At 43.5% G+C, this 24,395-nt stretch carries 23 protein-coding genes and 3 other annotated features; of the genes, 2 read left to right on the top strand and 21 right to left on the bottom strand.

What is annotated here, in order from left to right:
• Positions 1-31 precede the first annotated feature (31 nt).
• The 13 genes from AC0MXB_RS01420 to AC0MXB_RS01360 form a co-directional block, all read right to left on the bottom strand.
• A complete protein-coding gene (locus AC0MXB_RS01420; RefSeq protein WP_474037694.1) occupies positions 32-2,959 on the bottom strand; it encodes an ABC transporter substrate binding protein in 2,928 nt (975 codons plus the stop codon).
• A 134-nt stretch (positions 2,960-3,093) separates the two neighbouring features.
• On the bottom strand, positions 3,094-3,933 hold the full coding sequence (aroF, locus tag AC0MXB_RS01415; protein WP_474037693.1) for a 3-deoxy-7-phosphoheptulonate synthase: 840 nt from the start codon (positions 3,931-3,933) through the stop codon (positions 3,094-3,096).
• A 59-nt stretch (positions 3,934-3,992) separates the two neighbouring features.
• Positions 3,993-4,838, bottom strand: coding sequence for a prephenate dehydratase (gene pheA, locus AC0MXB_RS01410; protein WP_474037691.1), 846 nt, complete (start codon positions 4,836-4,838; stop codon positions 3,993-3,995).
• A gap of 39 nt (positions 4,839-4,877) precedes the next feature.
• Positions 4,878-5,137, bottom strand: a binding site (T-box leader).
• A gap of 65 nt (positions 5,138-5,202) precedes the next feature.
• A complete protein-coding gene (locus AC0MXB_RS01405; protein WP_474037690.1) occupies positions 5,203-5,769 on the bottom strand; it encodes an anthranilate synthase component II in 567 nt (188 codons plus the stop codon).
• Positions 5,770-5,772: 3 nt separating this feature from the next.
• Complete coding sequence (locus AC0MXB_RS01400; RefSeq protein WP_474037689.1) at positions 5,773-7,257, bottom strand: anthranilate synthase component I family protein; 1,485 nt, start codon at positions 7,255-7,257, stop codon at positions 5,773-5,775.
• A 3-nt stretch (positions 7,258-7,260) separates the two neighbouring features.
• Positions 7,261-8,052 (bottom strand): tryptophan synthase subunit alpha, encoded by a 792-nt coding sequence (trpA, locus tag AC0MXB_RS01395; protein WP_474037688.1) that lies wholly within the window; start codon positions 8,050-8,052, stop codon positions 7,261-7,263.
• A complete protein-coding gene (gene trpB / locus AC0MXB_RS01390; RefSeq protein ID WP_474037687.1) occupies positions 8,040-9,233 on the bottom strand; it encodes a tryptophan synthase subunit beta in 1,194 nt (397 codons plus the stop codon). The genes trpA and trpB overlap by 13 nt, the downstream gene beginning before the upstream one ends.
• Before the next feature lie 55 nt (positions 9,234-9,288).
• Entirely contained in the window at positions 9,289-10,053 is a 765-nt protein-coding gene (gene trpC, locus AC0MXB_RS01385; RefSeq protein WP_474037686.1) for an indole-3-glycerol phosphate synthase TrpC, read from the bottom strand.
• Entirely contained in the window at positions 10,043-10,660 is a 618-nt protein-coding gene (locus tag AC0MXB_RS01380) for a phosphoribosylanthranilate isomerase (protein ID WP_474037685.1), read from the bottom strand. The genes trpC and AC0MXB_RS01380 overlap by 11 nt, the downstream gene beginning before the upstream one ends.
• Entirely contained in the window at positions 10,657-11,697 is a 1,041-nt protein-coding gene (trpD, locus tag AC0MXB_RS01375) for an anthranilate phosphoribosyltransferase (protein WP_474037684.1), read from the bottom strand. Before trpD ends, AC0MXB_RS01380 begins: the two co-directional genes overlap by 4 nt.
• A 44-nt stretch (positions 11,698-11,741) precedes the next feature.
• Positions 11,742-12,005 (bottom strand) — a binding site (T-box leader).
• Positions 12,006-12,038: 33 nt separating this feature from the next.
• Positions 12,039-12,303 (bottom strand) — a binding site (T-box leader).
• Positions 12,304-12,431: 128 nt separating this feature from the next.
• Positions 12,432-13,121: a VIT1/CCC1 transporter family protein gene (locus tag AC0MXB_RS01370; protein ID WP_474037683.1), complete on the bottom strand. Its 690-nt coding sequence runs from the start codon at positions 13,119-13,121 to the stop codon at positions 12,432-12,434.
• Positions 13,122-13,178: 57 nt separating this feature from the next.
• The gene (gene nirJ1, locus AC0MXB_RS01365) at positions 13,179-14,345 is read right to left on the bottom strand and encodes a putative heme d1 biosynthesis radical SAM protein NirJ1 (RefSeq protein WP_474037682.1); all 1,167 of its coding nucleotides are present in this window, start codon (positions 14,343-14,345) and stop codon (positions 13,179-13,181) included.
• Positions 14,346-14,453: 108 nt separating this feature from the next.
• Entirely contained in the window at positions 14,454-14,753 is a 300-nt protein-coding gene (locus tag AC0MXB_RS01360) for a hypothetical protein (protein ID WP_474037681.1), read from the bottom strand.
• 293 nt (positions 14,754-15,046) lie between these two features.
• Here AC0MXB_RS01360 and pyc point away from each other — a divergent pair, with 293 nt between their 5' ends.
• Complete coding sequence (gene pyc / locus AC0MXB_RS01355; RefSeq protein WP_474037680.1) at positions 15,047-18,493, top strand: pyruvate carboxylase; 3,447 nt, start codon at positions 15,047-15,049, stop codon at positions 18,491-18,493.
• Between the two features lie 176 nt (positions 18,494-18,669).
• On the top strand, positions 18,670-18,966 hold the full coding sequence (locus tag AC0MXB_RS01350) for a zinc-ribbon domain containing protein (protein WP_474037679.1): 297 nt from the start codon (positions 18,670-18,672) through the stop codon (positions 18,964-18,966).
• Positions 18,967-19,096: 130 nt separating this feature from the next.
• Here AC0MXB_RS01350 and AC0MXB_RS01345 read toward each other — a convergent pair whose 3' ends face one another.
• The 8 genes from AC0MXB_RS01345 to AC0MXB_RS01310 form a co-directional block, all read right to left on the bottom strand.
• Positions 19,097-20,194 (bottom strand): DUF362 domain-containing protein, encoded by a 1,098-nt coding sequence (locus tag AC0MXB_RS01345; protein ID WP_474037678.1) that lies wholly within the window; start codon positions 20,192-20,194, stop codon positions 19,097-19,099.
• A gap of 135 nt (positions 20,195-20,329) precedes the next feature.
• The gene (locus AC0MXB_RS01340; protein WP_474037676.1) at positions 20,330-20,878 is read right to left on the bottom strand and encodes a flavodoxin family protein; all 549 of its coding nucleotides are present in this window, start codon (positions 20,876-20,878) and stop codon (positions 20,330-20,332) included.
• 66 nt (positions 20,879-20,944) lie between these two features.
• Positions 20,945-21,148 (bottom strand): 4-oxalocrotonate tautomerase DmpI, encoded by a 204-nt coding sequence (gene dmpI / locus AC0MXB_RS01335; RefSeq protein WP_474037675.1) that lies wholly within the window; start codon positions 21,146-21,148, stop codon positions 20,945-20,947.
• Positions 21,149-21,212: 64 nt separating this feature from the next.
• A complete protein-coding gene (locus tag AC0MXB_RS01330) occupies positions 21,213-22,004 on the bottom strand; it encodes a carboxymuconolactone decarboxylase family protein (RefSeq protein WP_474037674.1) in 792 nt (263 codons plus the stop codon).
• A 150-nt stretch (positions 22,005-22,154) separates the two neighbouring features.
• Positions 22,155-23,258: an MBL fold metallo-hydrolase gene (locus AC0MXB_RS01325; protein ID WP_474037672.1), complete on the bottom strand. Its 1,104-nt coding sequence runs from the start codon at positions 23,256-23,258 to the stop codon at positions 22,155-22,157.
• 11 nt (positions 23,259-23,269) lie between these two features.
• A complete protein-coding gene (locus AC0MXB_RS01320; RefSeq protein WP_474037671.1) occupies positions 23,270-23,674 on the bottom strand; it encodes a cupin domain-containing protein in 405 nt (134 codons plus the stop codon).
• A gap of 36 nt (positions 23,675-23,710) precedes the next feature.
• Positions 23,711-23,905, bottom strand: coding sequence for a hypothetical protein (locus tag AC0MXB_RS01315; RefSeq protein ID WP_474037670.1), 195 nt, complete (start codon positions 23,903-23,905; stop codon positions 23,711-23,713).
• Positions 23,906-23,952: 47 nt separating this feature from the next.
• Positions 23,953-24,330, bottom strand: coding sequence for a MerR family transcriptional regulator (locus AC0MXB_RS01310; RefSeq protein ID WP_474037669.1), 378 nt, complete (start codon positions 24,328-24,330; stop codon positions 23,953-23,955).
• Positions 24,331-24,395 lie beyond the last annotated feature (65 nt).

The raw sequence follows: 24,395 nt of genomic DNA, 5'->3' as shown, positions 1-24,395 counted from the left end.
TTATTGGCGGATTTCTCTCTTTTTCATGATCCTATTGAGAAATTTTTTCCCTTGTTAAAAAAGACTGGGCCTCCCCTACTGGCAATGGCTTACTAAATAAGTATCCTTGCGCAGCATCACACTCATACTGTGCTAAAAGAGCTAGCTGATCCTTAGTTTCCACACCTTCAGCTACCGTCTTCATGTTTAATAAGTGAGCGAGACGAATAATAATATGAGTAAACTCACGATCCTCTTGATTCTCAATAATCCCATCCACAAAGGATTTATCAATTTTAACTACATCTATTGGTAAATCCTTAAGATACTTCAACGACGAATAGCCTGTACCAAAATCATCTAAGTAAATTAAAATACCCTTTTCCTTTAATTTCTTCAGTTTAGCTACATTGTCGTCGAAAGACTGCATCAAAATACTCTCTGTAATCTCAAGTCCGAGTAATTCTGGCGGAATTGAGTAAAGATCAATCGCTTCCTGAACTAAGTCCACAAAATCAGGCTGCATCAGTTGAACAGCGGAAATATTTACTGTCACAACAACTTGCTGTTCACCTTGCAGCATTAAATCCCTTAAGAAAGAACACGCCTGCCCCAAAATTTCATAGCCCAGCGCTAAAATAAGTCCTGTTTCTTCCGCCAAAGGAATAAAGTCATTAGGCGCTACAAATCCGTGCTGCGGACTGTGCCAACGAGCTAAAGCCTCAAATCGGTTAATTTTTTTGGTCTTAAGGTCAAAAATTGGCTGATACCAGGCAAAAATTTCACCGCTGGCAATAGCCGACCGTAAATCAGTTTCCAGCAACGCTTTCTTTTGAATCGCCGCTTCCATGGCATAATCAAAAAAAGCATATTGATTTTTCCCTTTATTTTTAGCCTGATACATTGCTAAATCAGCATTTTTCAGCAAAGCCTCCTGACTTTGACCATTGCTAGGATAAAATGCAATTCCTATACTAATTGTTAAATGAATTTGTTTATCGGCTACACGCAAAGGTTCTGCAAATAAGTCGGCGATCTCTTGTGCAAAATCGGCAGCAAGCTGCGGTTCTTCCATGTCTTCCACAAGCAAGACAAACTCATCACCGCCCATTCGGGCAAGAAAAGCCTCCTCCTTTTCTCGCTTTAGCACATCCGCAAAAGCAATTAGCAGTTGATCACCAAAAGTATGACCAAATAAATCATTTACCGTTTTAAAATTATCGATATCGAGGAAAAAAAGGCAGCCTCGCTTTCTCTCGGCCTGACAATGTACAAACAAAGCTGCCAATTTTTCATTTAAAGCCGAACGATTGGCTAACTCCGTCAAGTTGTCATGAAACGCCATATAGTGAATGACAGCTTCATTTCTTTTTCGATCGCTTACATCCGTCAATGATCCAGCAGCCCGAACCGGCATTCCCGCCTCGTCTAGCAGGACTTTGCCACGAATCAAAAGCCATTTTGCCATAGTGCTAAAGAAAATTTCTTTTTCAAAAGAAAAGTGCGTTTTACCTAAAGCGATCAGATTCTCTAATTTGTTCAAAAGACTGTCGTGGGTTTCTTCTTGCCGCAGGACAGTGGGAAGATCGGAAACGCCGTAAGACTCTTGCCATTCAATCTCCAAAATTCTACTACCGCGCTTCGAAAGATAAATCTGACCTGTAACTAAATCCCAATCCCACAATCCGTCATTAGCGCCTGCCAAGGAGAGTTTATAGCGTTCTTCACTCTTTTTCAAAGCAGCCTGAACTGACTCTAGCTGCTGATAGCGATAATGGAGTTCATCTTGTGATGCGTAAATTTCCTCATACAGAGCGCCTAATTCTTCATTCTTTTGCTTTAAGTCAAGTTCTGCCGCTTTCCGTTGGCGAATATTACTACTAAGAACGAGAATATACACAATAAGAAATATAAAAATAATGGCTATCGACCATACGATTGTTTTATTTTCTTCATAAACAGCTAGAGGATTATGCAGCAAAATACTGCCTTGTGGCACTCGTCCTAAGCTCAAATTATGCCGAACAAGCTGATTATAGTCTACCATAGTCACAGTTGTCCCCACAGCTAGCGGAGAAATCGTATCAGGATCTTCCCCTTGTAAAATACGAGTAGCCAGTTTCGCTGCGGCTTCTCCCTGTAACTTACCACTCACAGTGCTCCCGCCCAAAGCCCCGTCTCCCATATTGAAGTCATAGGTCACATATAAAGGTGCGTTACTTTGCTCCGCATAAAGCCGAACGTATTTTTCCGGCGCACGAATCATTCCAGCGCCATCACTTACATAGCTCGTCACAAGAACGGCAGCGTTAGCTGGCAGAGTACGCAATCGCTCAACTACTTCCGCTTCCGAGAGCGAACTAAAATCTTCTAAAGTTAAATCAGACCGTACTTTACGAACCGCTTCCCTTATAATTTTTTTGGATGCAAGTCCTGTTTCGGTTTGATCAGAAAGTAACACAATCTTCTTCAAAAATGGATTTAACGTAAGCATTAGGTCTAGATTTCCTTGCGCGTCGATTTGTTCAAACACGCCAGTTATATTGCGTGTTTTCCCAATAATGGCCTGAGCTGATTCTGGAAAGACGCCAGAAAATACAATAGGTGCATTCGAAAAAAGCTCTTGGCGGTAACGCAAGGCAAATTTCAATGCGGCATCGTCAGTTGCAAAAACAAGGTTTACTTTTGTTCGGCTGTATTTCTCCTTAAATAGAGCATAAAGAAGCGGCAAGCGATCTTCACGCGGATTATTTTTCCAGTCCAAATATTCCATACGCACATTCGCATCCTTGTCGCCTCTTTTCAGCCCCGACAAAATACCAGCTGTCTGATCATCCGTCCAGGCAAAATCACGCGAATAGGAGTTTAAGATAAGGACCGTTGATTCCTCCGCTACTGCATCGGCAGAAACTGGCATAAAAGAACAACTAACTAATAGAAAAAGACCTAGCACAAGAATTCTGCGAAATGCTAATATCATAATTTATCCGTCCAGTCCCGGCCTGGTTTTACGAAACGATTTCATCACAGTCTAAACATGACTCTCATTTAGGCCTGATGTATTGATTTGACATTTTTGATTGTATCCCTGCCACACTTCAACATAACTTTTCTTTAACCTTGTGCAATTTGCCGATTTTGCTGTAAAAAAGCCGAAAGACCGCCCACTTCTTTCATTAGAGCGTTGTAGTTTGCCGGATTCAATGATTGCGGACCATCGCAGCGCGCTTCATCAGGGTTCGGATGAACTTCGATCATCAAACCATCGGCGCCAGCCGCAACAGATGCTAATGCCATGGATCGTACAAGCTTCCATTTTCCCGTTCCATGACTAGGATCAGCGATTACAGGCAAATGACTGAGTATTTTAACAGCACTGACCGCACTGAGATCTAAGGTATTACGCGTATACTCTTCAAAGGTACGAATGCCTCGTTCGCACAGAACGACTTGCGAATTTCCGGCGCTCACAATATATTCGGCTGCACTCAACCATTCTTCAATCGTAGCCGCCATACCGCGCTTTAAAAGAATCGGCTTCTTACTTTGTCCCAGTGCTTTGAGTAAAGCAAAATTTTGCATGTTTCTTGCACCAACTTGTAAAACGTCGGCTACTTCTGAAATCATCGCAACTGATTCAATATCCATAACTTCTGTAACAATTTTTAAGCCAGTACGCTCACGGGCCTCCGCCAAAAATTCCAGTCCCTTACTTTCCAGTCCTTGAAATGCATAAGGCGATGTACGCGGTTTAAAGGCACCGCCTCGTAAAAATTGCGCCCCGCCAGCTTTTACGATTTGCGCCGCTTCTAACAGCTGTTCGCGACTTTCAATCGCGCAGGGACCGGCCATAACTACCGGATTTTCACCACCAATGATAATATTGCCAACTTGAATCACCGTATTTTCCGACTGGTATTCGCGACTTACTAATTTATAATTTTTCGATCCCATATATATCGCTCCTTTATTTATTAAAATAGATTCGTCTTGATTGAATTCACTGCATCTTGCTAGCAAGAACTGATTTGTCTTACGCCATAAGATCCGAGAAATTTAAACCATAAGCATTTTTTTTCTACAGCCCGAAGTGCCTCGGCCAGAATTGGCTGATTGCTAGCGCCAGCTAAATCAAAAAAGAAAATATAATTTCCCAGCCCCGTTCTGGCTGGTCTTGATTCAATACGGGTCAAATTCACTTGTCGCCGCGAAAACTCTTGTAATATGTCACATAAACTCCCTGGTTTCTCGCCATTCATTTGGCAAATCACCGAAGTCTTAACTGACTCAGTAGTAAGAAGCTGGGCCGACTTTTGCCTAAGTGCAATAAACCGAGTTGAATTATTGTCACTATCTTGTACATCGGCGGCAGCAATTGCTAAGCCATAGCGCGCAGCAGCGGCGCGGCTTCCCACAGCAGCAATCTCCTCCCCGCCTTGAGCGACAATACTAGCTGCTTCAGCGGAGCTTGCTACAGCTTCAAACACGGCATCAGGGTATAATTTAAACAGTGTTTGCCGACATTGCGCTAAAGCTTGTGGATGAGATAAAATGCGTTTTACCGACTTTGTTTTATGATTTTGATGCAACAGCAAGTTATGACGAATTGGTAAAATCAGCTCGGCTATAATGGATAAATTCACCTCATGAGCTAATAGATCAAGTGTTACATTTACGGCTCCTTCCAAGGAGTTTTCAATCGGTACAACACACTCCGTAATTTCCCCGGCCGCCAAGGCCCGAATTACGCCATCAATAGTGGGGTAAGGTTTAAAGACTCCGTGCTGTTCACTATAAAGACACTTGACACTTTCCTCACTATAAGTTCCTTCCGGTCCCAAATAACCAATCACCGTCATCTTCATTTCCTCCTAAAACAAAATAAAAGCCCTCGTCCAACTAAGGACGAGAGCTTGTTCTCGCGGTACCACCTTGCTTATTCGCTATAGCAGCGAATCACTCATCAGGATGCGGGCCATAAGCCGATATCCCCCTTCCTAGGTAACGGAGAAGGTTGCCGTCGCCGCCTACAGCCTCTACAGGTTTCAGCACGAAACTCTAAGGGGAACTTCAATACAACAACCGGACCGGGTTCTCATCTTTCCCGGCTCTCTGTAGCCAAGCGGTTATATCTACTTTTCCTTATCATCGTTTTTGAAGCGTTATGATTTGATCCTTACTATAGCACATTACAAGGTTACACGCAAGCTCTTTGTCTTAGTTTTATTTTAATTTTCCCAGAAAATTTTCTAATAACTTTTTCCCCTGCGGCGTGAGCACTGATTCAGGGTGAAACTGCAAACCTTCTACATCCCACTCCTTATGCTTCAATCCCATAATTAACCCATCAGCCTCTGCCGTAATTTCAAGACAATCAGGTAAATTTTCTTTATCAACAATCAAGGAATGATAGCGCCCAGCGATAAACCCCGGTTCCATTCCAGCATAAATTCCCGTACCATTATGACTCACTTGTGAAGTCTTGCCATGAATCGGCAGCGGTGCTCGCACTACCTTCGCCCCAAAAACCTGACCAATGGCCTGATGGCCTAAACAAATACCGAGAACAGGCTTTTTACCAGCAAAATAACGGATCGCTTCTACACTAATTCCCGCATCCTCCGGTCTGCCAGGACCAGGAGAAATAATAACAGCCTCATAATCTTTTTGGCTAAGTTCGTCTAGAGTTGCCGCATCATTGCGGACGACCTCTACATTGGCGCCTAGTTCGGCAATATACTGATAGACATTGTAAGTAAAAGAATCGTAATTATCAATGAGTAGAATCATACGTCATTCCCCCATGACCTGAAAAAGTATTTTTCCCTTAGCGAGCACTTCCTGATATTCCGTTTCCGGTACAGAGTCGGCTACAATGCCAGCACCGGTCCGAATCGCCACAGCGTCGCCGTCAATAAATAGAGTCCGAATGGCAATACATGTATTCATATTGCCGCGATAATCAATATAACCAACAGCACCACCATAAAAACCTCGTACGTTTTGTTCCAGCTCAGCAATAATCTCCATAGCACGCACCTTCGGCGCTCCACTTAAAGTTCCAGCGGGAAAACAAGCGGCAAGTACATCTAGCGCTGTAAGTCCCTCTTTTATCGTACCGGACACGTGAGAAACCATATGCATAACATGCGAGAAATGTTCAACTGTCATAAGCTGATCGACTTTGACTGTGCCAGGAATACTGACGCGACCAATATCGTTGCGGCCTAAATCGACGAGCATGGCATGCTCAGCGACTTCCTTTGCGTCACAGGCCATTTCGTCAGCTAACCGCTGATTTTCTGCTTCGTCTTTTTGGCGCGGCCGCGTACCAGCAATCGGACAAGTATAAACCTTCTTATTTTCTACTTTGACTAGCATTTCCGGCGAGGCTCCGACTATTTTTTCCTGACCAAAATTAATATAAAAGAGATAAGGTGACGGATTCAGCCGCCGCAAACTGCGGTATATGGCAAAAGGCGGCTGATTCAATTTACGGCAAAAGGGCTGTGATAAGACGACTTGAAAGATATCGCCTGCTTTGATATATTCTTTCGCTTTTTCAACAAGGTCCATATAGATTTTGCCGTAATCATCATTCGCTACCGCTGGCTGCTGCCCAACGATGTTTTGAAATTCCGCCTCGCTTTCCGATTCAACCAATTTCGTATTTTGCTGCAGCTTCGCTTTAACTGCTTCAAGCTCGGTGCAAGCTTTCTGATAAACGATCGCAGAATCTTCGCCTGGCTTGATTGTTGCTAAGTAGACAAGGCGAGCCACGTGCGTTAAATGATCCATGACAACGAGAATTCGACAAAATAACAACTGAGAAAGAATCTGATTATCATCAACTTCAAGTCCGCGTACGCGTTCAAAGGTAGCTACTGATTCATAAGCAAAATAGCCTACAGCTCCCCCCATAAAGGGCGGCAGTCCGGGAAGTGATGGGACCTTGAAGTTATTTAAGTAGGATTGTAAAACCTCTTTCGGCGTGCCTGGTAGAATATATTCTTTCGGGCAAGGATCGTTCTCGACAACGTTTGTCTTTGTTTTATAGCAGGTAAAAGTTGCAAAAGGTTCCGCGCCAATAAAGGAATAGCGGCCAAAAGTCTTTCCTGTCTCTACGCTTTCTAAGATAAACCCGGCTTGATCGCCTACTAGCTTATAATAAAAAGAAATGGGCGTATCAAGATCGGCCGCCAGTTCCGTATACACAGGAATCAGCGTAAACTCCTGCGCTAGCTGGCTAAATTCATTTTCTCCCGGATAAATGTTCACAGTCTAGCACCTGCCTTCATCAAGAGCTTGTCGCACTGAAGCCACAAATGCAGCAGCAGCGTCAACCCCCTCTTGGGCTAAAAGTTTTACTACAGCACTGCCGACAATTACAGCATCAGCATGTTGTGCCGCCGCCACAGCGGCCTCAGGACTGCCAATTCCAAAGCCGATAGCAAGCGGCAGCTTCGTCTGGCTGCGTACTGATTGAATCACCTTACCAATGGCGCTATAGTCTGTTTGGCGAACGCCAGTCACACCAGTTGTAGCAATACAATAAATGAATCCTGAGGCTTGACGGCATAGACCGGGCAGTCGAGCGGCGTCTGTCGTAGGCGCTACAAAAGAAATAAGATCCATCCCGGCACTCTGACAAGGCCCTTGCAAAAGCGCCGCTTCTTCCGCTGGCACGTCAGGCGCTATAAGACCATCAATACCGGCAGCAGCGAAATCCTGCACAAATTTTTCTACCCCTCGATTTAAAATAGTATTCACGTAAGTCATAACCGCCAAAGGAACATCAGATTGCTGCCGAATTCGCTTGGCTAAATCTAGTGCCTTTGCGGTAGTAGCGCCTTTCGCCAGCGCTTCGGTAGCCGCTTTTTGAATCACTGGCCCATCCGCCATAGGGTCGGAAAAAGGAAGCCCCAACTCTATCACATCGGCGCCAGCTGCCGCCATAGCTAAGACAGCTTCATAGGTAATTTCATAATCGGGATAGCCGCTATTGACATAAATAACAAGTCCTTTACGGCCCTGTTCTTTTAGTGCAGAAAAACGCTTCTCTATTCGTGACATGGTAATACCCCCTTCAATAAGCCAGCTACATGTTGAACATCTTTATCGCCCCGCCCGGAAAGGCACAGGACTACGGATTCATCGCTGTTTGTCTGTGGCATGAGTTCTTCTAAATAAGCCAATGCATGCGAGCTTTCCAAGGCCGGAATAATTCCTTCTAATTTGGCAATTCGCTGAAATGCTGCCAATGCGGCTTCATCTGTCACGGCGCGATAAGAGGCAATGTTACTATCGCGAAAAAAGGAGTGTTCCGGTCCGACGCCAGGATAATCAAGTCCAGCTGAAACCGAATAGGCCGGTATCACTTGGCCGTCTTCATCTTGCAGCAAATAACTGTAAGCACCATGAAGGACGCCGGGACGCCCCTGGGTCAAGGAAGCGGCATGTTCGCCTGTATGCAAGCCTTTGCCAGCAGCTTCCACGCCAATTTTGATAACTGCTTTATCCTGATGATAAGGATAGAACAGCCCCATAGCATTACTGCCGCCGCCGACGCAAGCTACCAAATATTTCAGCGGCGCCTTCAGCTTCTCTTGTTCTGCTTTCACTTCCTCGCCAATGGCTGATTGAAAATCTCTCACAATCATCGGATATGGATGGGGCCCTACAACCGAGCCAATAATATAGTGCGTATCCTCTACATTGGTAACCCAGTAGCGAATGGCTTCACTTGTGGCATCTTTCAGCGTACCGCTGCCGCTTGTGACAGCTTCAACGCGACTGCCTAGAAGTCGCATACGAAATACGTTTAATGCCTGCCGCTCCATATCTTCAGCTCCCATAAACACAACACATTCCATCCCAAAGAGAGCCGCAACAGTTGCACAAGCTACGCCGTGTTGACCAGCGCCAGTTTCAGCAACAATTCGTTTCTTACCCATTCTTCTCGCTAAGAGAGCTTGCCCGATGGCATTATTAATTTTATGAGCGCCTGTATGCAAAAGATCTTCGCGCTTTAAGTAAATATGAGCCCGGCCATAATGCTTAGTTAGTTTTTCAGCGTAATAAAGGCGTGTGGGCCTACCAGCATACTCATCTAAGTAAAAAGCCAGTTCGGCCTGAAACTCAGGTTCTTCTTTCAGCGTTTCATATTTTTTTTCTAACTCGATTAAAGCTGGCATTACTGTTTCCGGTACAAACCGTCCGCCAAAGCGTCCAAAGCGTCCCTGTTTATTTGGCATTTTTCTTCCTCCTAGTATCCATTCAGTTCGAGTTCAAACTCCAACTGAAAAAGGTTTATTTTAATAAAGCGAACTGCCGCGTCTGCTCAGCAATAGATTCTGCCGTAACAAGTCCTTCGCCAACCAGAATCCCCTTGACGCCAGCGTGCTGTAATAACAAAGCATCTTCTCTGCTCCCTACGCCGCTCTCGCTAATCACAATGCGACCTTCCCGACAATGGGGCAGAAGTTTTACTGATGTTTCAATCGTTGTTTCAAAGGTCTTTAAATTACGGTTATTAAGACCAACAAGCTGAACCGGCAGAACATTGATCCGTTCTAACTCTTCTCGGCTATGGACTTCCACTAATGCATCCATGGCTAGTTCCTTAGCAATTGCGAGAAAATTTTGCAGTTCCTTATCTGTCAGGATCGCCGCAATGAGCAAAACGCAGTCAGCGCCGTGCGCTCTAGCTTCATAAATTTGGTAGGCGTCAATAATAAATTCTTTGCGTAAAATTGGTAGTGAACTCACCTGTTTCACTGCAACAAGATCAGAAAGCTTACCAAGAAAATGTTGGTCAGTATGAACTGACAAAGCACAGGCGCCATTTGTTTCATAGATTTTTGCTAACTCTGGCACCGAATAATCCTTACACAACCTTCCTTTCGCCGGCGAAGCCAGCTTACATTCGGCAATAAGCGCCCAAGGCGTCTTTACCAGAGCTTTAGCAAAAGCATGGTCACCTGTTGTAAGGACTTTTTGATAATTTTCTATAGGCATTTTAACTTTCGTCTGTTCAACCTCTTGCCGCTTTAAGGCAACAATCTTATTTAGCATAAATTCTTTCCACCTTTCTGACGGCTGTAATAAAACGGTGAATTTTACTAATATCCTTACTGCCATCTGTCTCTACACCGCCTGATACATCCACTCCATCAGGCCGAAAATTTGCAATTGCCTTACCCACATTCTGTTCGTTAAGACCGCCTGCCACAAGCACGGGAACCGAAGCGGTTTGTCTAAGTGAATAATGACTATTCCAATCAAAGACCTCACCAGTTCCACCGCGCTCTCCTGCCTTCGCCGTATCAAACAGCAGATAATCAGCGTTTTGCGGCAAAGACGCTTTCTCCTGAGCCCCAACTGCCATGACTCGAATCACAGGCACAGAAACTTGGCGGCAATATTCTTCCGGTTCGTCACCATGGAGCTGGACGAAATCTAAAGAACAAGAGCGAATGGCTGCGTCTACTACGTTAAGAGGCGCATTCACAAAAACGCCGACTTTCTTCACCGTGTGAAGCTCTTGACTAATCAAAGCTGCCTGTTCTAACGAAACCTGACGACGGCTCTTAGCAAAAACAAACCCAATCCAGTCGGCGCCATAGGCTTCCGCCGCCTTAGCAGCTTCGCTTGTTTGAATGCCGCAAATCTTAATAATCATTGCCCAACCGCCCTTGCCGCCGCTTTCGCGCTCCGGCTAAAAGCGGCTAATTCCTCGAGCTTGGTGAAAGCGGCGCCGCTATCAATGCTGTAAGCCGCCAAGACCAAGCCTTCTTTAACTGTTTCAGCCTTGCCAGCTACGACAAAGCCAGCGGCACTATTTAAGAGAACGATATCTCGGTGAGGTCCTGCTTCGCCTTGTAAAACGCGTCGTACAATCTGGGCATTGTCTTTCGCAGTGCCGCCTTTATAACTTTCAAGACCTTGACCATAAAAACCGTACTCCTCGGGATGCAATGTGTAGGAGATAACTTGCCCTGCCTTCACTTCAGCAATACAGGTAGGAGCCGACGTCGATATTTCATCCATACCATCAAAACTATGCACAACCATAGCCTGCTTCGTCCCTAAATCTAGCAGAGCTTGCGCCACTTTCTCTGTCAGTTTTTTATCGTAAACACCAATCATTTGACGCTCTACTTTAGCTGGATTCGTTAAGGGTCCGAGCAAATTGAAAACCGTTCGAAAACCGAGCTCTCGCCGGGGACCAGCCGCATATTTCATTGCTTTATGAAAAACGGGAGCATAAAGGAACCCAATCTGGAGCGAATGAATCGCTTCTTCGGTCCGCTTTGGCGCCATATCTACAGCAATGCCTAATTCCGTAAGCACATCTGCGCTGCCGCAGGAGCTCGAAATACCGCGATTGCCATGCTTTGCAACAGGTACGCCGCCGCCAGCTAGCACAAAAGCCGCGGTTGTAGAAACATTAAAAGTGCCTGTGCCGTCACCGCCAGTACCGCAGGTATCAATCATATCCGGTAAGGTACATTGAATCCCTTCAGCCTGTCGACGCATCCCGGCGGCAAATCCAGCTATTTCTTCACTTGTCTCTTCTTTTAGCCGCAGCGCTGTTAAAAATGCGCCAATTTGAGCCTCAGTGGCCTGTCCTGACATAATCACAGTCATGGCTTCATCAGCCTCTGCTTTTGATAAGTTCCGTCCAGAAACAACTTGCAGTAAGAATTTTTTTAGCATTGCTATCCTCTCCTTTTCCCAAATAAAAAAACCACTTCACCCGCTAAAGGGGCGAAATGGTTCGCTGTACCACCCTAATTCAGAAAACCTGCGAAGGTTTTCCCTCTTTCGAGTACGGGATTCCTCGTCCGATACTCTAGCCTGATAACGGCGGCATCCGTCTCTGCCTACTTGCCTAAAACGTTCGGAGAGCACTCACAGGTCCATTCAATATGCTCGTAAGGTTGGTCATCACACCTCCGGTCTCCCGGTCACCAACTCGCTGCGCTTTCGTTTACATATTTACTCGTCCTGATCACAGTTTTTCTGCTTTTTAAATATAAAAAAACCACTTCACCCGCTAAAGGGGCGAAATGGTTCGCTGTACCACCCTAATTTAGAAAGCCTGAAAAAGCTTTCCCTCTTTTCAAGTACGGGATTCCTCGTCCGATACTCTAGCCTGATAACGGCGGCGTCCGTCTCTGCCTACTTGCCTAAAACGTTCGGAGAGCACTCACAGGTCCATTCAGTATGCTCGTAAGGTTGGTCATCGCACCTCCGGTCTCCCGGTCACCAACTCGCTGCACTTTTGTTTACATACTTACTCGTCCTGATCACAGTTTTGCGTTGTTTTGTAATTGTGTTTAGTTTAACGTGATATCATTTGTTTGTCAACACTTTTATTTTTATTTATTTTTATTCAATTTTGCGCATTAAAATACACGAATTGTAATTGGGGACCGTACTAGGACGGTTCAAGAAAATAATCGGGCTAGGAAAAAAGCAGCACTAGCAGCAGCACCGCCGATTAAAGTCGTCTGCAGCGCGCTACGCCACGGCTGTTCCCCAATAAAATAACCTTTGCCATAACCGAATAAAAAGAGTGCAGCTAAAGTAACGAATACAGAAAACCCTAACGCATGAGAAGTACCGTCTACCAACATATAGGGCAAAAGCGGCACAATCCCGCCGGCTGCATAAGCACCGGCAATCGTTACAGCGCTATAGAAAGCGCGCTTGCGATCCGGCTCTTCCAGACCCAGCTCAAATTTCATCATAAAATCAACCATCGCTTGCGGATCTCGTTTTAAAGCGGCTACAACGCTGGCACATTCAGCCGGAGCTATGCCGTAAGAAGCGAAAATATCAATAATTTCTTGCTCCTCATCAGCCAAGCGATATTTCGTTTCCATTTCTTCGCGCAATCGTTCTTTTTCATAGTGCTCCGCCTCGCTACGTGCTGCTAAGAAACCGCCAAGCCCCATAGATATAGCACCTGCGGCAATTTCAGCAAGACCAGCCGTTACCACGATTCCATTAGAATCAATAGCGCCTGATAAACCAGCTGCCAAGGCAAAGGGAACAGTCAAGCCGTCAGACATGCCAATTACAATATCTCGAATCGTATCGGAAGCCGTAAAATGATGTTCTTTATGGGCATCCATCGATAGCTCTCCTCTCTATATGAAAAGACCGCGCTAAAATCAGCGCGGTCCTTCCTATCATAAAATTCCGATTTCCTCATCCGTCAAATAGCAAGCCGGATCGGACTCCCAGAAGTCCCCAGTCACAGCTTCAGCTCTCGCCCGAAAATTTCCGTTACACACAGAAAGCCACTTACACTGACCGCAACGTCCTTTCAAAAGTGGTTTTCGATCTTTCAGCCCCGCTAAAATTGGTTGCGATACATCGGTCCAAATATCGCCAAAAGCACGGTCACGCACGTTGCCAAAAGTGTGATTTTGCGTAAACTGATCCGAATGAACATTGCCTAGGGGATCGACATTGGCAAAAGCGATCCCGGAGCGATTGCCACCGTTTCGCTGCATAAGTTCCCATACTTTTGCCGCTCTTACCGGATCACTGTTTTGGAGTTTTAAGTATAAATATACAATGTCAGCGTGATTGTCCACTGTGAGAATTTCGCAGCGGTCTCCCAATTCTATCGTTTTCGCCATGATCAAATCCATAGCTGCACGCGCTTCTTCTTTCGTAATATCGTGCTGCATCATACTGGAGCCTCGCCCCGAATAGACTAAATGATAGAAACAAACACGAGGAATCTGCTCCGTTTCAATGAGTTTAAAAATATTTTCTAGGTCCTGGTAATTATAGCGATTAATTGTAAATCGTAACCCTACTTTTTGACCAGCAGTCATACAGTGGCGAATTCCAGTCAGTGCTGCTGTAAAAGCGCCATCTTTGCCGCGAAAACTATCATTAGCCTCGCCTAAACCATCAAGGCTAATGCCCACATAGCCTACGCCAAGGCTTTTGATTTTTTGCGCCATAGCAGCGTCAATCAATGTTCCATTCGTTGAGAAGGTGACTCGAATATTATGACTTGTCGCCCGTTCTACTAAAGTAAAGACATCAGGACGAATGAGAGGCTCGCCACCTGATAATAACAGTACAGGAACCTTAAAAGCCGCACAGTCATCGATAAATTTTAAGGCCTCAGCCGTACTCAGCTCCCCTTCATACTGTTTTGCCGCTGAATCGGAATAACAGTGACGACATTTCAAATTGCAGGTACGAGTAATATTCCAGGCAATTACTGGCCCCATGCCAGCAGCTGCACCATGACGCTGGCCATGAGAGCTTTTGGCATAACGCAGAGTATCGCCGTAATTTTGCGTATCACAGAGTAAAGTACTAACACCGATCATCGTCTCACTTCTTTCCTTAATTTAATTGTGTTCATTTGGTGAAACTATTTTTAATCCCTACCATATCTGTGATCATTATACCAGATCATTACCTAATAATAAATATTGTTAGCGTTTCTTTTTCGGAACAGCCGTTAAGATAATCTGATTGTCCTTCACTGCCGTCTGGAGCTTAAAGTCTACAACGCCTTGTTTGTAAAGCGTTACTTTCAATTCTAATAAAGCTTTTCCCACTGATTCTTTAAATTCGTCCGTAAAAAAACTTTGCCAGCCTTTATCTTCCACTTTAACGGTTTTCTTTGCAACCGTTGTTTCCTGGCGTCCGTCGAGCATATTTTCAAAAGTTGATTCTTCTTGCCAATTGGCAAACATTTCTTTATCGCTACGATTCTTTATAATTTTAGCCATATTAATCGCCCGCTTTCCTTCTAGTTACCTGTAATTGTAGCGATTTGCCGCCATAAAGTCAATGAAAGCAGCGAGTTCAGTAGTTATACTGTATTTTGTATACACTAATCTTTGTACATTGTACAAGGATGCAGTATATTTACTTTAGCCGCCTTGTATTCCCTTAAAAACTATGGTAATGTTACAGTTAGCTTTAAAACTATTCTTATTTTATGAAAAATACTGTTTACTTTACAATTGCGCTCATCTTAGCGACAACTGCTAACAGGGAAATTTTTTTGGGGGGAATTTTCATGAAAAAAATTAAAACCGTACTTGTTGCCAATCGCGGTGAAATTGCCATCCGTGTTTTCCGCGCCTGCAATGAATTGGGCATTCGAACTGTTGCCATTTACGCCAAAGAAGATATTTTATCGCTGCATCGTTATAAAGCCGATGAAGCTTATCAGGTAGGCGCCAATAAAAAACCAACAGAAGCCTATCTTGATTTAGAAGGCATTTTGAAAATTGCTAAAGAACATGGCGTTGACGCCATTCATCCCGGCTATGGCTTTTTATCTGAAAACAGTAACTTAGCCCGCCGTTGTAAAGAAGAAGGTTTTATTTTCATCGGACCGGAAGAAGAGCATCTTATTATGTTCGGCGATAAAATTAATGCCCGTAAACAGGCAATTGCCGCTGGTCTTCCCGTCATCCCTGGCAGCGACGGACCTGTAAGTAGTTTAGAAGAAGTAAAAGATTTTGCCGCAAAATACGGCTATCCTATTATTATTAAAGCCAATCTCGGCGGCGGCGGACGCGGTATGCGTCTTGTTCGTAGCGCTGCTTCCCTTGAAGAATCTTATAATCGCGCTAAATCAGAAGCGCTAACTTCGTTCGGCAGCGATGAAGTTTACGTAGAAAAACTGTTAGAAAAGCCAAAACATATTGAAGTACAAGTCCTTGGCGACCATGCCGGCAATCTTGTTCACCTCTTTGAACGAGACTGTTCCGTACAGCGCCGTCATCAAAAAGTCGTTGAAATTGCCCCTGCTTTATCTTTACCGAATGAACTCCGTCATGAAATTTGCAACGCGGCTGTCAAACTCATGAAAAATGTCGGCTACGTTAGCGCCGGTACCGTAGAATTTCTCGTAACACCCGACCATAAGTTTTACTTCATTGAAGTAAACCCTCGGGTTCAAGTAGAACATACTATTACCGAGCAAGTAACTGGCATTGACATTGTTCAATCCCAACTGCTTATTGCTGACGGTCATACACTCCATGATGAAATCACTGGCATTCCCCAGCAAGAAGAAATCCGCTGTCATGGCCATGCCATCCAGTGTCGTATTACAACCGAAGATCCTGCTAACAACTTCATGCCTGATACAGGAAAACTAACAGCATACCGCAGCGGCGGCGGTTTTGGCATTCGTCTCGATGCAGCTAATGCTTTTCAAGGCGCCGTCATTACCCCCTATTATGATTCCTTGCTTGTCAAATTATCCACTTGGGGTCTTACCCATCGTAGTGCAATTTCCAAAATGCTGCGCGGGCTTGGCGAATTTAGAATTCGCGGTATAAAAACAAATATCGCATTCTTATATAATGTAGTAAACCACGAAAAATTTCTTCATGGCACTTACGATACTTCTTTTATTGATACATCACCGGAACTTTTTGTCTTCCCTACACCGCAGGATCGCGGTACTAAAATTTTGACTTACATCGGTGATATTACGGTAAATGGCTATCCTGGTATGGCCAATCGCGAAAAACCCGCTTTCTTAACGCCACGCTATCCATCCGTACAATACGAAAAAAATCTAAGCGGTACTAAACAAATTCTCGATAAAGAAGGTCCGGCGGGACTTAGCCGCTGGATCAAAGAACAGCCTCGCGTTCTGTTGACAGATACAACCATGCGTGACGGTCACCAATCGCTCTTAGCTACCCGTGTCCGCACCTATGATATGGCTAAAATCATGGAACCAACCTCACAGGTTATGCAAAACTTCTTTTCTCTCGAAATGTGGGGCGGCGCCACCTTTGATGTAGCGCTTCGCTTTTTAAAAGAAGATCCCTGGGAAAGACTTCAGTTGCTACGGCAAAAATGTCCTAACATTCTCTTCCAGATGCTGCTCAGAGCATCTAATGCGGTAGGTTACAAGAATTATCCTGATAATGTAGTACGGCGTTTCGTAAAAAAATCCGCCGATGCTGGTATGGATGTTTTCCGAATCTTTGACAGTCTCAACTGGCTCAAAGGAATGCAAGTAGCTATTGATGCCGTAGGTGAATCAGGTAAAGTGGCGGAAGCCGCCCTCTGCTACACTGGTGATATTCTTGATCCAGCACGTCCGAAATACAATCTTGAGTACTATGTGACCATGGCTAAGGAGCTGGAAAAGGCTGGCGCTCACATCTTAGGTATCAAAGATATGGCTGGCCTCTTAAAACCAGAAGCGGCCTACGTCCTTGTTTCCGCCCTAAAAGAAGCTGTCGATATTCCGATTCACTTACATACTCATGATACGAGCGGTAATGGTATTTATACGTTAGCACGCGCCATTGACGCTGGCGTTGATATTGTTGACACGTCACTTGCGGCCATGTCAGGCATGACTTCCCAGCCAAGCGCCAATAGCCTCTATTATGCGCTTTCCGGTCATAGTCGTCAGCCTGATGTCAATATTACCGGTCTCAATGACTTATCACACTATTGGGAAGATGTGCGGCACTATTATCGTAACTTTGAAGCTGCCATGAAGTTTCCTAATGCCGAAATTTACGAACACGAAATGCCTGGCGGCCAATACAGCAATCTTCGTCAGCAAGCTCAAGCTGTAGGCTTGGCCGAACGGTGGGAAGAAGTAAAAACCATGTACCGTCAGGTAAATCTAATGTTCGGTGATATCATTAAAGTAACACCTTCTTCCAAAGTGGTCGGCGACATGGCCCTGTATATGGTGCAAAATGAATTAACGGAAGACGATATTTATGAACAAGGTGAAAGCCTCGACTTCCCTGATTCTGTCGTTGAATTTTTTGAAGGTCAGATTGGTCAACCTTACCAAGGCTTCCCGAAAGAACTGCAGCGTATTATTCTCCGAGGCCGCAAACCTTTAACAGAACGCCCCGGCGAACTGCTTGAACCTGTTAATTTCGACAATTTGAAAGACATGCTTCACAATTCCTTGCATCGTCCCATTACTTGCGAAGATCTCATTTCTTATGCCTTATATCCCAAAGTATTCCTCGACTATCAGGAAGCTGTAAAAAAATATAGCGATATCTCTTTACTCAATACGCCAACCTTCTTCTACGGCATGACGCCACGCGAAGAAATCCGCGTTGAAATTGAGCAAGGTAAAACCCTAGTAATCCGGCTCTTGTCAATTGGAGCGCCGCGACCTGACGGAACACGCGCTGTCAATTTCGAACTCAATGGTTCGACACGTCAAGTTATTTTGCAAGACCGCAGTATTGTGGCCTCAGCTATTACCAACCGTAAAGCTGACCGCGACAATCCGAATCACATTGCCGCTACTATGTCCGGTTCTGTTGTCAAATCGCTTGTCGAAGTAGGAACGCGCGTCAAAAAAGATCAACCGATTATGGTTACAGAAGCTATGAAGATGGAAACGACGATTCAGGCTCCTTGTGATGGCTTTGTAAAAGAAATTGTTACAGGAAATGGCGCGTCTATCCAGACAGGCGACTTACTCATGATCCTCTCACCGAAACAAAAATAAATCAAATGAGAAATAGTCAAAATGTATTTCTTGACTATTTCTCGAAATACATTTACAATATAATTACCCACTATAGACAACGAAGAGTTTTCATTAGTCCCTTCTCAATAAGTGAGAAGCCCAATGAGTATTCTAAATTAATTATTTGGGTAATCGATTTGAGGAGGCTATTTAATATGGCTCAAGACAAAACTTTAACTTGCCGCGATTGCGGTGCTGATTTCGTTTTCACGGCTTCAGAACAAGATTTCTTTGCAGAAAAAGGATTTACGAACGAACCAGGCCGCTGCCCTAGCTGCCGTTCTGCACGTAAACAACAAAACCCTCGCAACAACAACAACTCACAGCGTCGTGAAATGCACCCTGCAACTTGCGCAGCTTGTGGTGTTGAAACGCAAGTTCCTTTCAAACCTAGCAATGATCGTCCTGTTTTCTGTCGCGATTGTTTCAACCAAAACAGCAGACAGTACTAATACAATAAAAAGTTCCCTGATTTTGTCCATGACAAATCAGGGATTTTTTTATTGTAAATTAATTTCTTTATAAATAAAAAGACGAGGCTTTCCCAAAAGGAAAATCTCGTCCTTTTATTTATATTGTAGTTTATAACTCAACCAGATTATAGCTGCGACTGCCCATACCAAGGACTTCCATATAGTCAAGTTGATGCAAACCTTCGCGTGATTCCATTCTTTCTACAATATCCTTTTTCTCCTGCTCAGGCATACCGTAAATAAGATCAACACTAGCCTGATCAATCGCTAAAATATCAGTTGATGCTAAAATTCCAATATCGCTGCAAGTAGGCTTCGCGCCATGAGCATTACAGTCACAATCAACAGATATATTTTTCAAAACATTAATATAAGCAATACGATCTTTAAAATGATCTACTGTTGCTTTGCCTGATTCAACCATCCTTTCGAGAAACTCTTTTCCTAGCGGCCAACCTTCGCCATGAATCATTCGTTTCCCCACTTTTCCTGACGCCATACCAATTCCAATATTTTTTAGTGATCCGCCAAATCCACCCATGGCATGTCCTTTAAAATGCGTATAAACCAAAAGAGAATCATAGTTTAATACATTGCGACCGATAGCAACTTCCTGCAAATGAACGCCCGGTGCAAAAGGTGTTTTTCCGCCAAAATTATCAAGTTGCCGATCTAAAAAATCCTTGATTCCAGTTGACAACATAACATCATCGGATTCATCCAAAATATCAACAGGACAAAAATCGAATCCATTAATACGAATCGTTTCTCGATGCGTTTCTGTTTCGCGTCGTGGACTCTTGTAGAGAACATTGCATTCTACTATATTACTATTAGGAATTTTACTTTGCAATTGCTTAATATATTCAATCGGCAAAAGATTAGGACCATGAGGCTCTCCGGTATGAAGCTTAATCCCTACTTTTCCCTGTATCGGCTGCTTAATTTTTTCATAAATAAGCGCAACCCCTTCCGGACTTAAGTTTCGCGTAAAAAAAACAGTCGGTTTAGAGGAGTCATAGGCTGCAAGTCGCTGCGATCCACTATAAGAGCTAGCCCTTGCAGCTGCGGACTCAGCCTGCACTTTTTGGGTTTGCCATAAAGCAGGCAATGCCGCAAGCGCTACAACACCTCCCGCTGCCTTTATAAACGTGCGGCGATTGATACCAGCTTTTGCTGTTCCTTCCGGTTGATTTTCTTCTGCCATAGCTAAACACCATCCTTTTATATTCTTTGTCTTACCATAACATATTGAGTAAACTCCAGGTCAATATACTACTGCGTATCTTTTTACAAACTATGTTCCTTACTATTGACAAAGGTATCCTCACAAATAAAACTTTTACAATATACTTTTTCCTAAATCTTTCGCTTGCTGCAAAGCGTCCGTTTTCAAAATATCGTCTTTATCAAGAAGCCCACCCAAAAGAATAGTGCCACGGTCTTCCCACCCCATATGACCTGCGATTAATCTGTAGGATGTAACGATCCCTTCAAAGCTAGCTTCATTATTATCACCCGCACAAACCAAGAGAGCACTTTCTTTTACTTTCAAAGGCTTTTGTCCGATCATAAATGAAAAAAGTTTATCAATCACAGCCTTCAAGTGCGTAGGGAATGAAAACCAATATAGCGGAGTTGCAAAGACAAGCACATCCCCTTGTGCAATGAGCGGAGCTAACTGATTAAAATCATCAGGGATCGAACAAGCGCCGCCTTTACTAAAACAAGTTTTACAATCTATACAACCTTTAATATTTTTATTTGCGGTTGTAAATTTTGTAACTGTGTGGCCTGCTTCTTGAGCGCCGCTGATAAATGCATCAGCTAACTTATCACTGTTTCCGCCCTTTCTAGGACTACCTGTAAGTACAAGAATATTTTTTGCCATATTAATAATCACCTAACCTTTATTATAATAAACAGTTAAAAGCCATCAGAATTTTTTTTGCAAATATCAATCTTTCTGCTTTTTAGCTAAAAACTGAAGAAGCGGCTCACCGCTTACACCCCAATTATCTGGACTATTTTCTTTGATCAAAACTAAGAAGTGCTCCTCTCCCACGCCCAACGTTTCACTGGCAATTTTCGTGAAACCAGCGATCAGTTTTTCTTTTTGCTCTTTGCTTACTGCACCCGCTTCTAATTGAATAAATGGCATTTTGACCACACTCGCTTTCTTTATTTTAAATTTGCAATACTTTTTTTACAACGCTGCTACCAACCTATTTTGCCTTTGTCGCTGTCTCAAAAACTTCATTTACGCAGCGCATGGCATTTAAAGAACGAGGAAATCCAATATAAGGCACACATTCTGTAATAACAGAAACAATAGTTTCTTTACTATTCCCGACATTAAGATTCCCCTGGATATGGGCCTTCAATTGCGGTTCACAACCGCCTAAAGCAGCAATGGCTGCCATCGTAAGCATTTCACGCATCTTAAGATCCAAAGCTCGGCGCGTATAGGTATCGCCAAAGCAATAACCAGAAAGATAATGTTGAAAATGCAATTGCTCCTTTGCTGCCTTTTCATACATCGTATTAATAGTTGAACTACCAAATATGTCTTTTTGAACTGCCAAGCCTTTTTCAAAACGTGTAGATTCCGTAACTGTAGACTGATTTTCTAAGGGAAGCTGAATACCTTGTTGAATGAAAACCTGATTAGCAACACGCAGTGCTTCTAACGCCTTGGGAAATCCAACATAGGGCGCAACCTGATAAATAGCCTCTTTTATCTCTATTGGCATCACGCCAACATGTAAAGCGCTCTTAACATTCACTGCAAGAAGATCTTCGTTTCCCGTAGTTTCCAATATGACTAAGGTAATAAGCGCCCTTTCTTTGTCGGAAAGATTGCCTTGTTGTTCGACCTCCCCATAAATAAATCGCTTCATAGTATTAGCGAAATCTGGATCAGTTGTTTCTTCTGGCATTTTTTCGTTTTCAAAGAGCTTCTGATATCTCTCATTTGCATTTTCGACACGCTGTTTCATTGTATCCGACTCTTTCATATTCTCCTCCCTAGCGCCTGCAGCAAAACCAGAATGAGACGATCCTGCCATAATAAAAATACCTAAGCATAACATTGAAGCTAATCGAATCATTTTCTTAGATTCTTTAAGTTCATATGAAACAACCCCTTGTAACAATCCATTCTGCCATTACCCCTTTTTGATTTTCTCCCACCAAAAATCAAAAGTTTCTCTTACATCGCCAACATGTGCAAGTTCCCCTATTTTCGGCGTAGTTAATTTATATTCTTTATTTTGACTGCTTACCACAATACGACGATAAGGCTCGTCCCAACTGTGACGACTTAAGGCAAATTTGCCACTATGAGCAGGTAACACTGTTTTGGCATGAATATCGACAGCTGCTTGAGCCGTCTCTTCCGGCATCATATGAATCCGAGGCCAATCCCTACTATATTGACCGTTTTCCAGAATTGCTAGATCAAAACTGCCAAACATCTCGCCAAACGCTTTAAAATGTTTTCCATAACCACCATCACCGCTATAAAAAACACGACAATCTGGCGTCACAAAAGCGAAACTAGCCCATTGTGTGGGATTTTCTTTTAAAAACCGACCTGAAAAATGCTGTGCAGGTAACACATAAACATTAAAATTCTCAGCAAGCTTCACTTGCGTAAACCAATCTTCTTCATGTATCTGCTCTAGCAAAAAACCCCATTCTTCAAAGTATTCGCCGACACCTAAGGGACATACAAGCTCTTTAATTTTAGGCTTCAGCGCCATGATTGTCGGATAATCAAGGTGATCCCAATGATCATGTGAAATAATAAGTACATCAATATTGGGCATATCTTCAGCCGTATAGACATTGCTCCCAGCAAAAGCTTTATTAATAAAAGAAAGCGGCGAAGCGTAGCTGCTAAATACGGGATCAATAAGAATTCGGTATCCTCCGACCTGTAGGTAGAAAGACGAATGGCCAAGCCATACAACAATATTTTGCTGCACATCCAGCGATTTTAAATCTGTTTTTTCAGTAGGCAGCGCTTCACGAGGCACCAAGTTTTGTTTAGAACCAAATAGAAAATTCCCCATAGCGCTAACTTGGCTGCCCTCAACAACTTTTTCTACAGGTTCTAAACATTGAAATTTCCCATTTACATAATTCGATGAGGCCTGAATTCTTGCTAAACGCTCGCCGGTCGGACTACGACCAAACTCTGGCTGATTTACAAAGAACAGGCTCCCAACAAGAAGTATAAATAAAAAAATTACAATTATTATTAACATTTTTCGCCCCTTCATGGCAGCTTATTATATTCCTCTATATCCACAGGTTCCAGCCACTCATTCGTAGCGCCTGCAGCCGGAACTTCAACTGCAACATGAGCAAACCATCTATCTGGAGCAGCGCCATGCCAATGTTTCACTTCAGGCGGAATATTTACAACATCGCCAGGGTGAAGTTCCTGTGCCGCTTTGCCCCATTCCTGATAATAGCCTCGGCCTGATGTACAAAGCAAAATCTGCCCGCCTTTATGATGAACGTGCCAGTTATTGCGGCAACCTGGTTCAAAAGTTACATTTCCAATCACAACTCGTTCGGTTGAAAGCATATTCAAATAACTTTGCCCAACAAAATATTGCGCATAAGCATCGTTTTTTTCACCAAGAGAAAATACGCCTGATTGTTCTTGTTTATCCATAGTTAAAACCTCCGTAAAATTTTTATAAACTGATTCTTATATCTTGCTTTCTTTATGAAATTTCTCGCAAAAATCTGAGGTTGATTGTACTTTTTGATTGACAATTTCTTGAGACATACGTCGATAATCTTCGTCTGAAATGTTACCATTGATTAAGTAAAGCAAGAAACAAGAAGCATAGATTCCTCCCGCTAAAATTACGAGAGCCGCTCCCATAAAAAGTTTTTTCATCAACCCCACCGCCTTTTGTCAATAGGTTCGTTACAACAAATTTCCCCCTATTCTTTTTTTAAAAAGCCCTCATACTGGCTAAGTTCATCATAATGTTTAATCTTACCAGCCAATCTTTCTCTTGTTGCAGTCATTGCCTCAATACGAACATCAAGCTTAGCACATTCATCCACTAAAATGTGTTTACAAGCTTCGTAATTCTTTGAACCGCCTTGATAAAGCTTTACATATTCAATAAGCGACTCAACCGATAAACCAGCGCAACGCATACAGCGAATAAATTCTACCCAACCACAGCTTTGCTCATCATAGTCGCGAAAACCGCTGGGCCGACGCGGCACCGATGGAATAAGGCCAATACGCTCATAGTAACGCAGCGTATCTTGAGTTAAATCATATTTTTCACTTACTTCAGAAATTGTCATAGTACGCATTCCTCCTATCTCTAAATGACGAAACAATACTCTTTAATTTTTTTCAGTATAAACCA

This window comes from Pelorhabdus sp. sgz311001, assembly GCF_055901755.1.
Note: the sequence above shows the minus strand (reverse complement) of the source record. Positions and strands in the feature narration are given on the sequence as shown.

Excerpts from the sequence above, each read along its gene's own strand:
- trpB (WP_474037687.1), bottom strand. The coding sequence starts at position 9,233 with ATGCCAAATAAACAGGGACGCTTTGGACGCTTTGGCGGACGGTTTGTA.
- trpD (WP_474037684.1), bottom strand. The coding sequence starts at position 11,697 with ATGCTAAAAAAATTCTTACTGCAAGTTGTTTCTGGACGGAACTTATCA.
- AC0MXB_RS01360 (WP_474037681.1), bottom strand. The coding sequence starts at position 14,753 with ATGGCTAAAATTATAAAGAATCGTAGCGATAAAGAAATGTTTGCCAAT.
- AC0MXB_RS01330 (WP_474037674.1), bottom strand. The coding sequence starts at position 22,004 with ATGAAAGAGTCGGATACAATGAAACAGCGTGTCGAAAATGCAAATGAG.
- AC0MXB_RS01420 (WP_474037694.1), bottom strand. The coding sequence starts at position 2,959 with ATGATATTAGCATTTCGCAGAATTCTTGTGCTAGGTCTTTTTCTATTA.
- aroF (WP_474037693.1), bottom strand. The coding sequence starts at position 3,933 with ATGGGATCGAAAAATTATAAATTAGTAAGTCGCGAATACCAGTCGGAA.
- AC0MXB_RS01380 (WP_474037685.1), bottom strand. The coding sequence starts at position 10,660 with ATGATTATTAAGATTTGCGGCATTCAAACAAGCGAAGCTGCTAAGGCG.
- AC0MXB_RS01405 (WP_474037690.1), bottom strand. The coding sequence starts at position 5,769 with ATGATTCTACTCATTGATAATTACGATTCTTTTACTTACAATGTCTAT.
- pheA (WP_474037691.1), bottom strand. The coding sequence starts at position 4,838 with ATGACGGTGATTGGTTATTTGGGACCGGAAGGAACTTATAGTGAGGAA.
- AC0MXB_RS01345 (WP_474037678.1), bottom strand. The coding sequence starts at position 20,194 with ATGGCAGAAGAAAATCAACCGGAAGGAACAGCAAAAGCTGGTATCAAT.
- AC0MXB_RS01325 (WP_474037672.1), bottom strand. The coding sequence starts at position 23,258 with ATGTTAATAATAATTGTAATTTTTTTATTTATACTTCTTGTTGGGAGC.
- AC0MXB_RS01370 (WP_474037683.1), bottom strand. The coding sequence starts at position 13,121 with ATGGATGCCCATAAAGAACATCATTTTACGGCTTCCGATACGATTCGA.
- AC0MXB_RS01320 (WP_474037671.1), bottom strand. The coding sequence starts at position 23,674 with ATGGATAAACAAGAACAATCAGGCGTATTTTCTCTTGGTGAAAAAAAC.
- nirJ1 (WP_474037682.1), bottom strand. The coding sequence starts at position 14,345 with ATGATCGGTGTTAGTACTTTACTCTGTGATACGCAAAATTACGGCGAT.
- trpC (WP_474037686.1), bottom strand. The coding sequence starts at position 10,053 with ATGCTAAATAAGATTGTTGCCTTAAAGCGGCAAGAGGTTGAACAGACG.
- pyc (WP_474037680.1), top strand. The coding sequence starts at position 15,047 with ATGAAAAAAATTAAAACCGTACTTGTTGCCAATCGCGGTGAAATTGCC.
- trpA (WP_474037688.1), bottom strand. The coding sequence starts at position 8,052 with ATGTCACGAATAGAGAAGCGTTTTTCTGCACTAAAAGAACAGGGCCGT.
- AC0MXB_RS01350 (WP_474037679.1), top strand. The coding sequence starts at position 18,670 with ATGGCTCAAGACAAAACTTTAACTTGCCGCGATTGCGGTGCTGATTTC.
- AC0MXB_RS01315 (WP_474037670.1), bottom strand. The coding sequence starts at position 23,905 with ATGAAAAAACTTTTTATGGGAGCGGCTCTCGTAATTTTAGCGGGAGGA.
- AC0MXB_RS01340 (WP_474037676.1), bottom strand. The coding sequence starts at position 20,878 with ATGGCAAAAAATATTCTTGTACTTACAGGTAGTCCTAGAAAGGGCGGA.
- AC0MXB_RS01310 (WP_474037669.1), bottom strand. The coding sequence starts at position 24,330 with ATGACAATTTCTGAAGTAAGTGAAAAATATGATTTAACTCAAGATACG.
- dmpI (WP_474037675.1), bottom strand. The coding sequence starts at position 21,148 with ATGCCATTTATTCAATTAGAAGCGGGTGCAGTAAGCAAAGAGCAAAAA.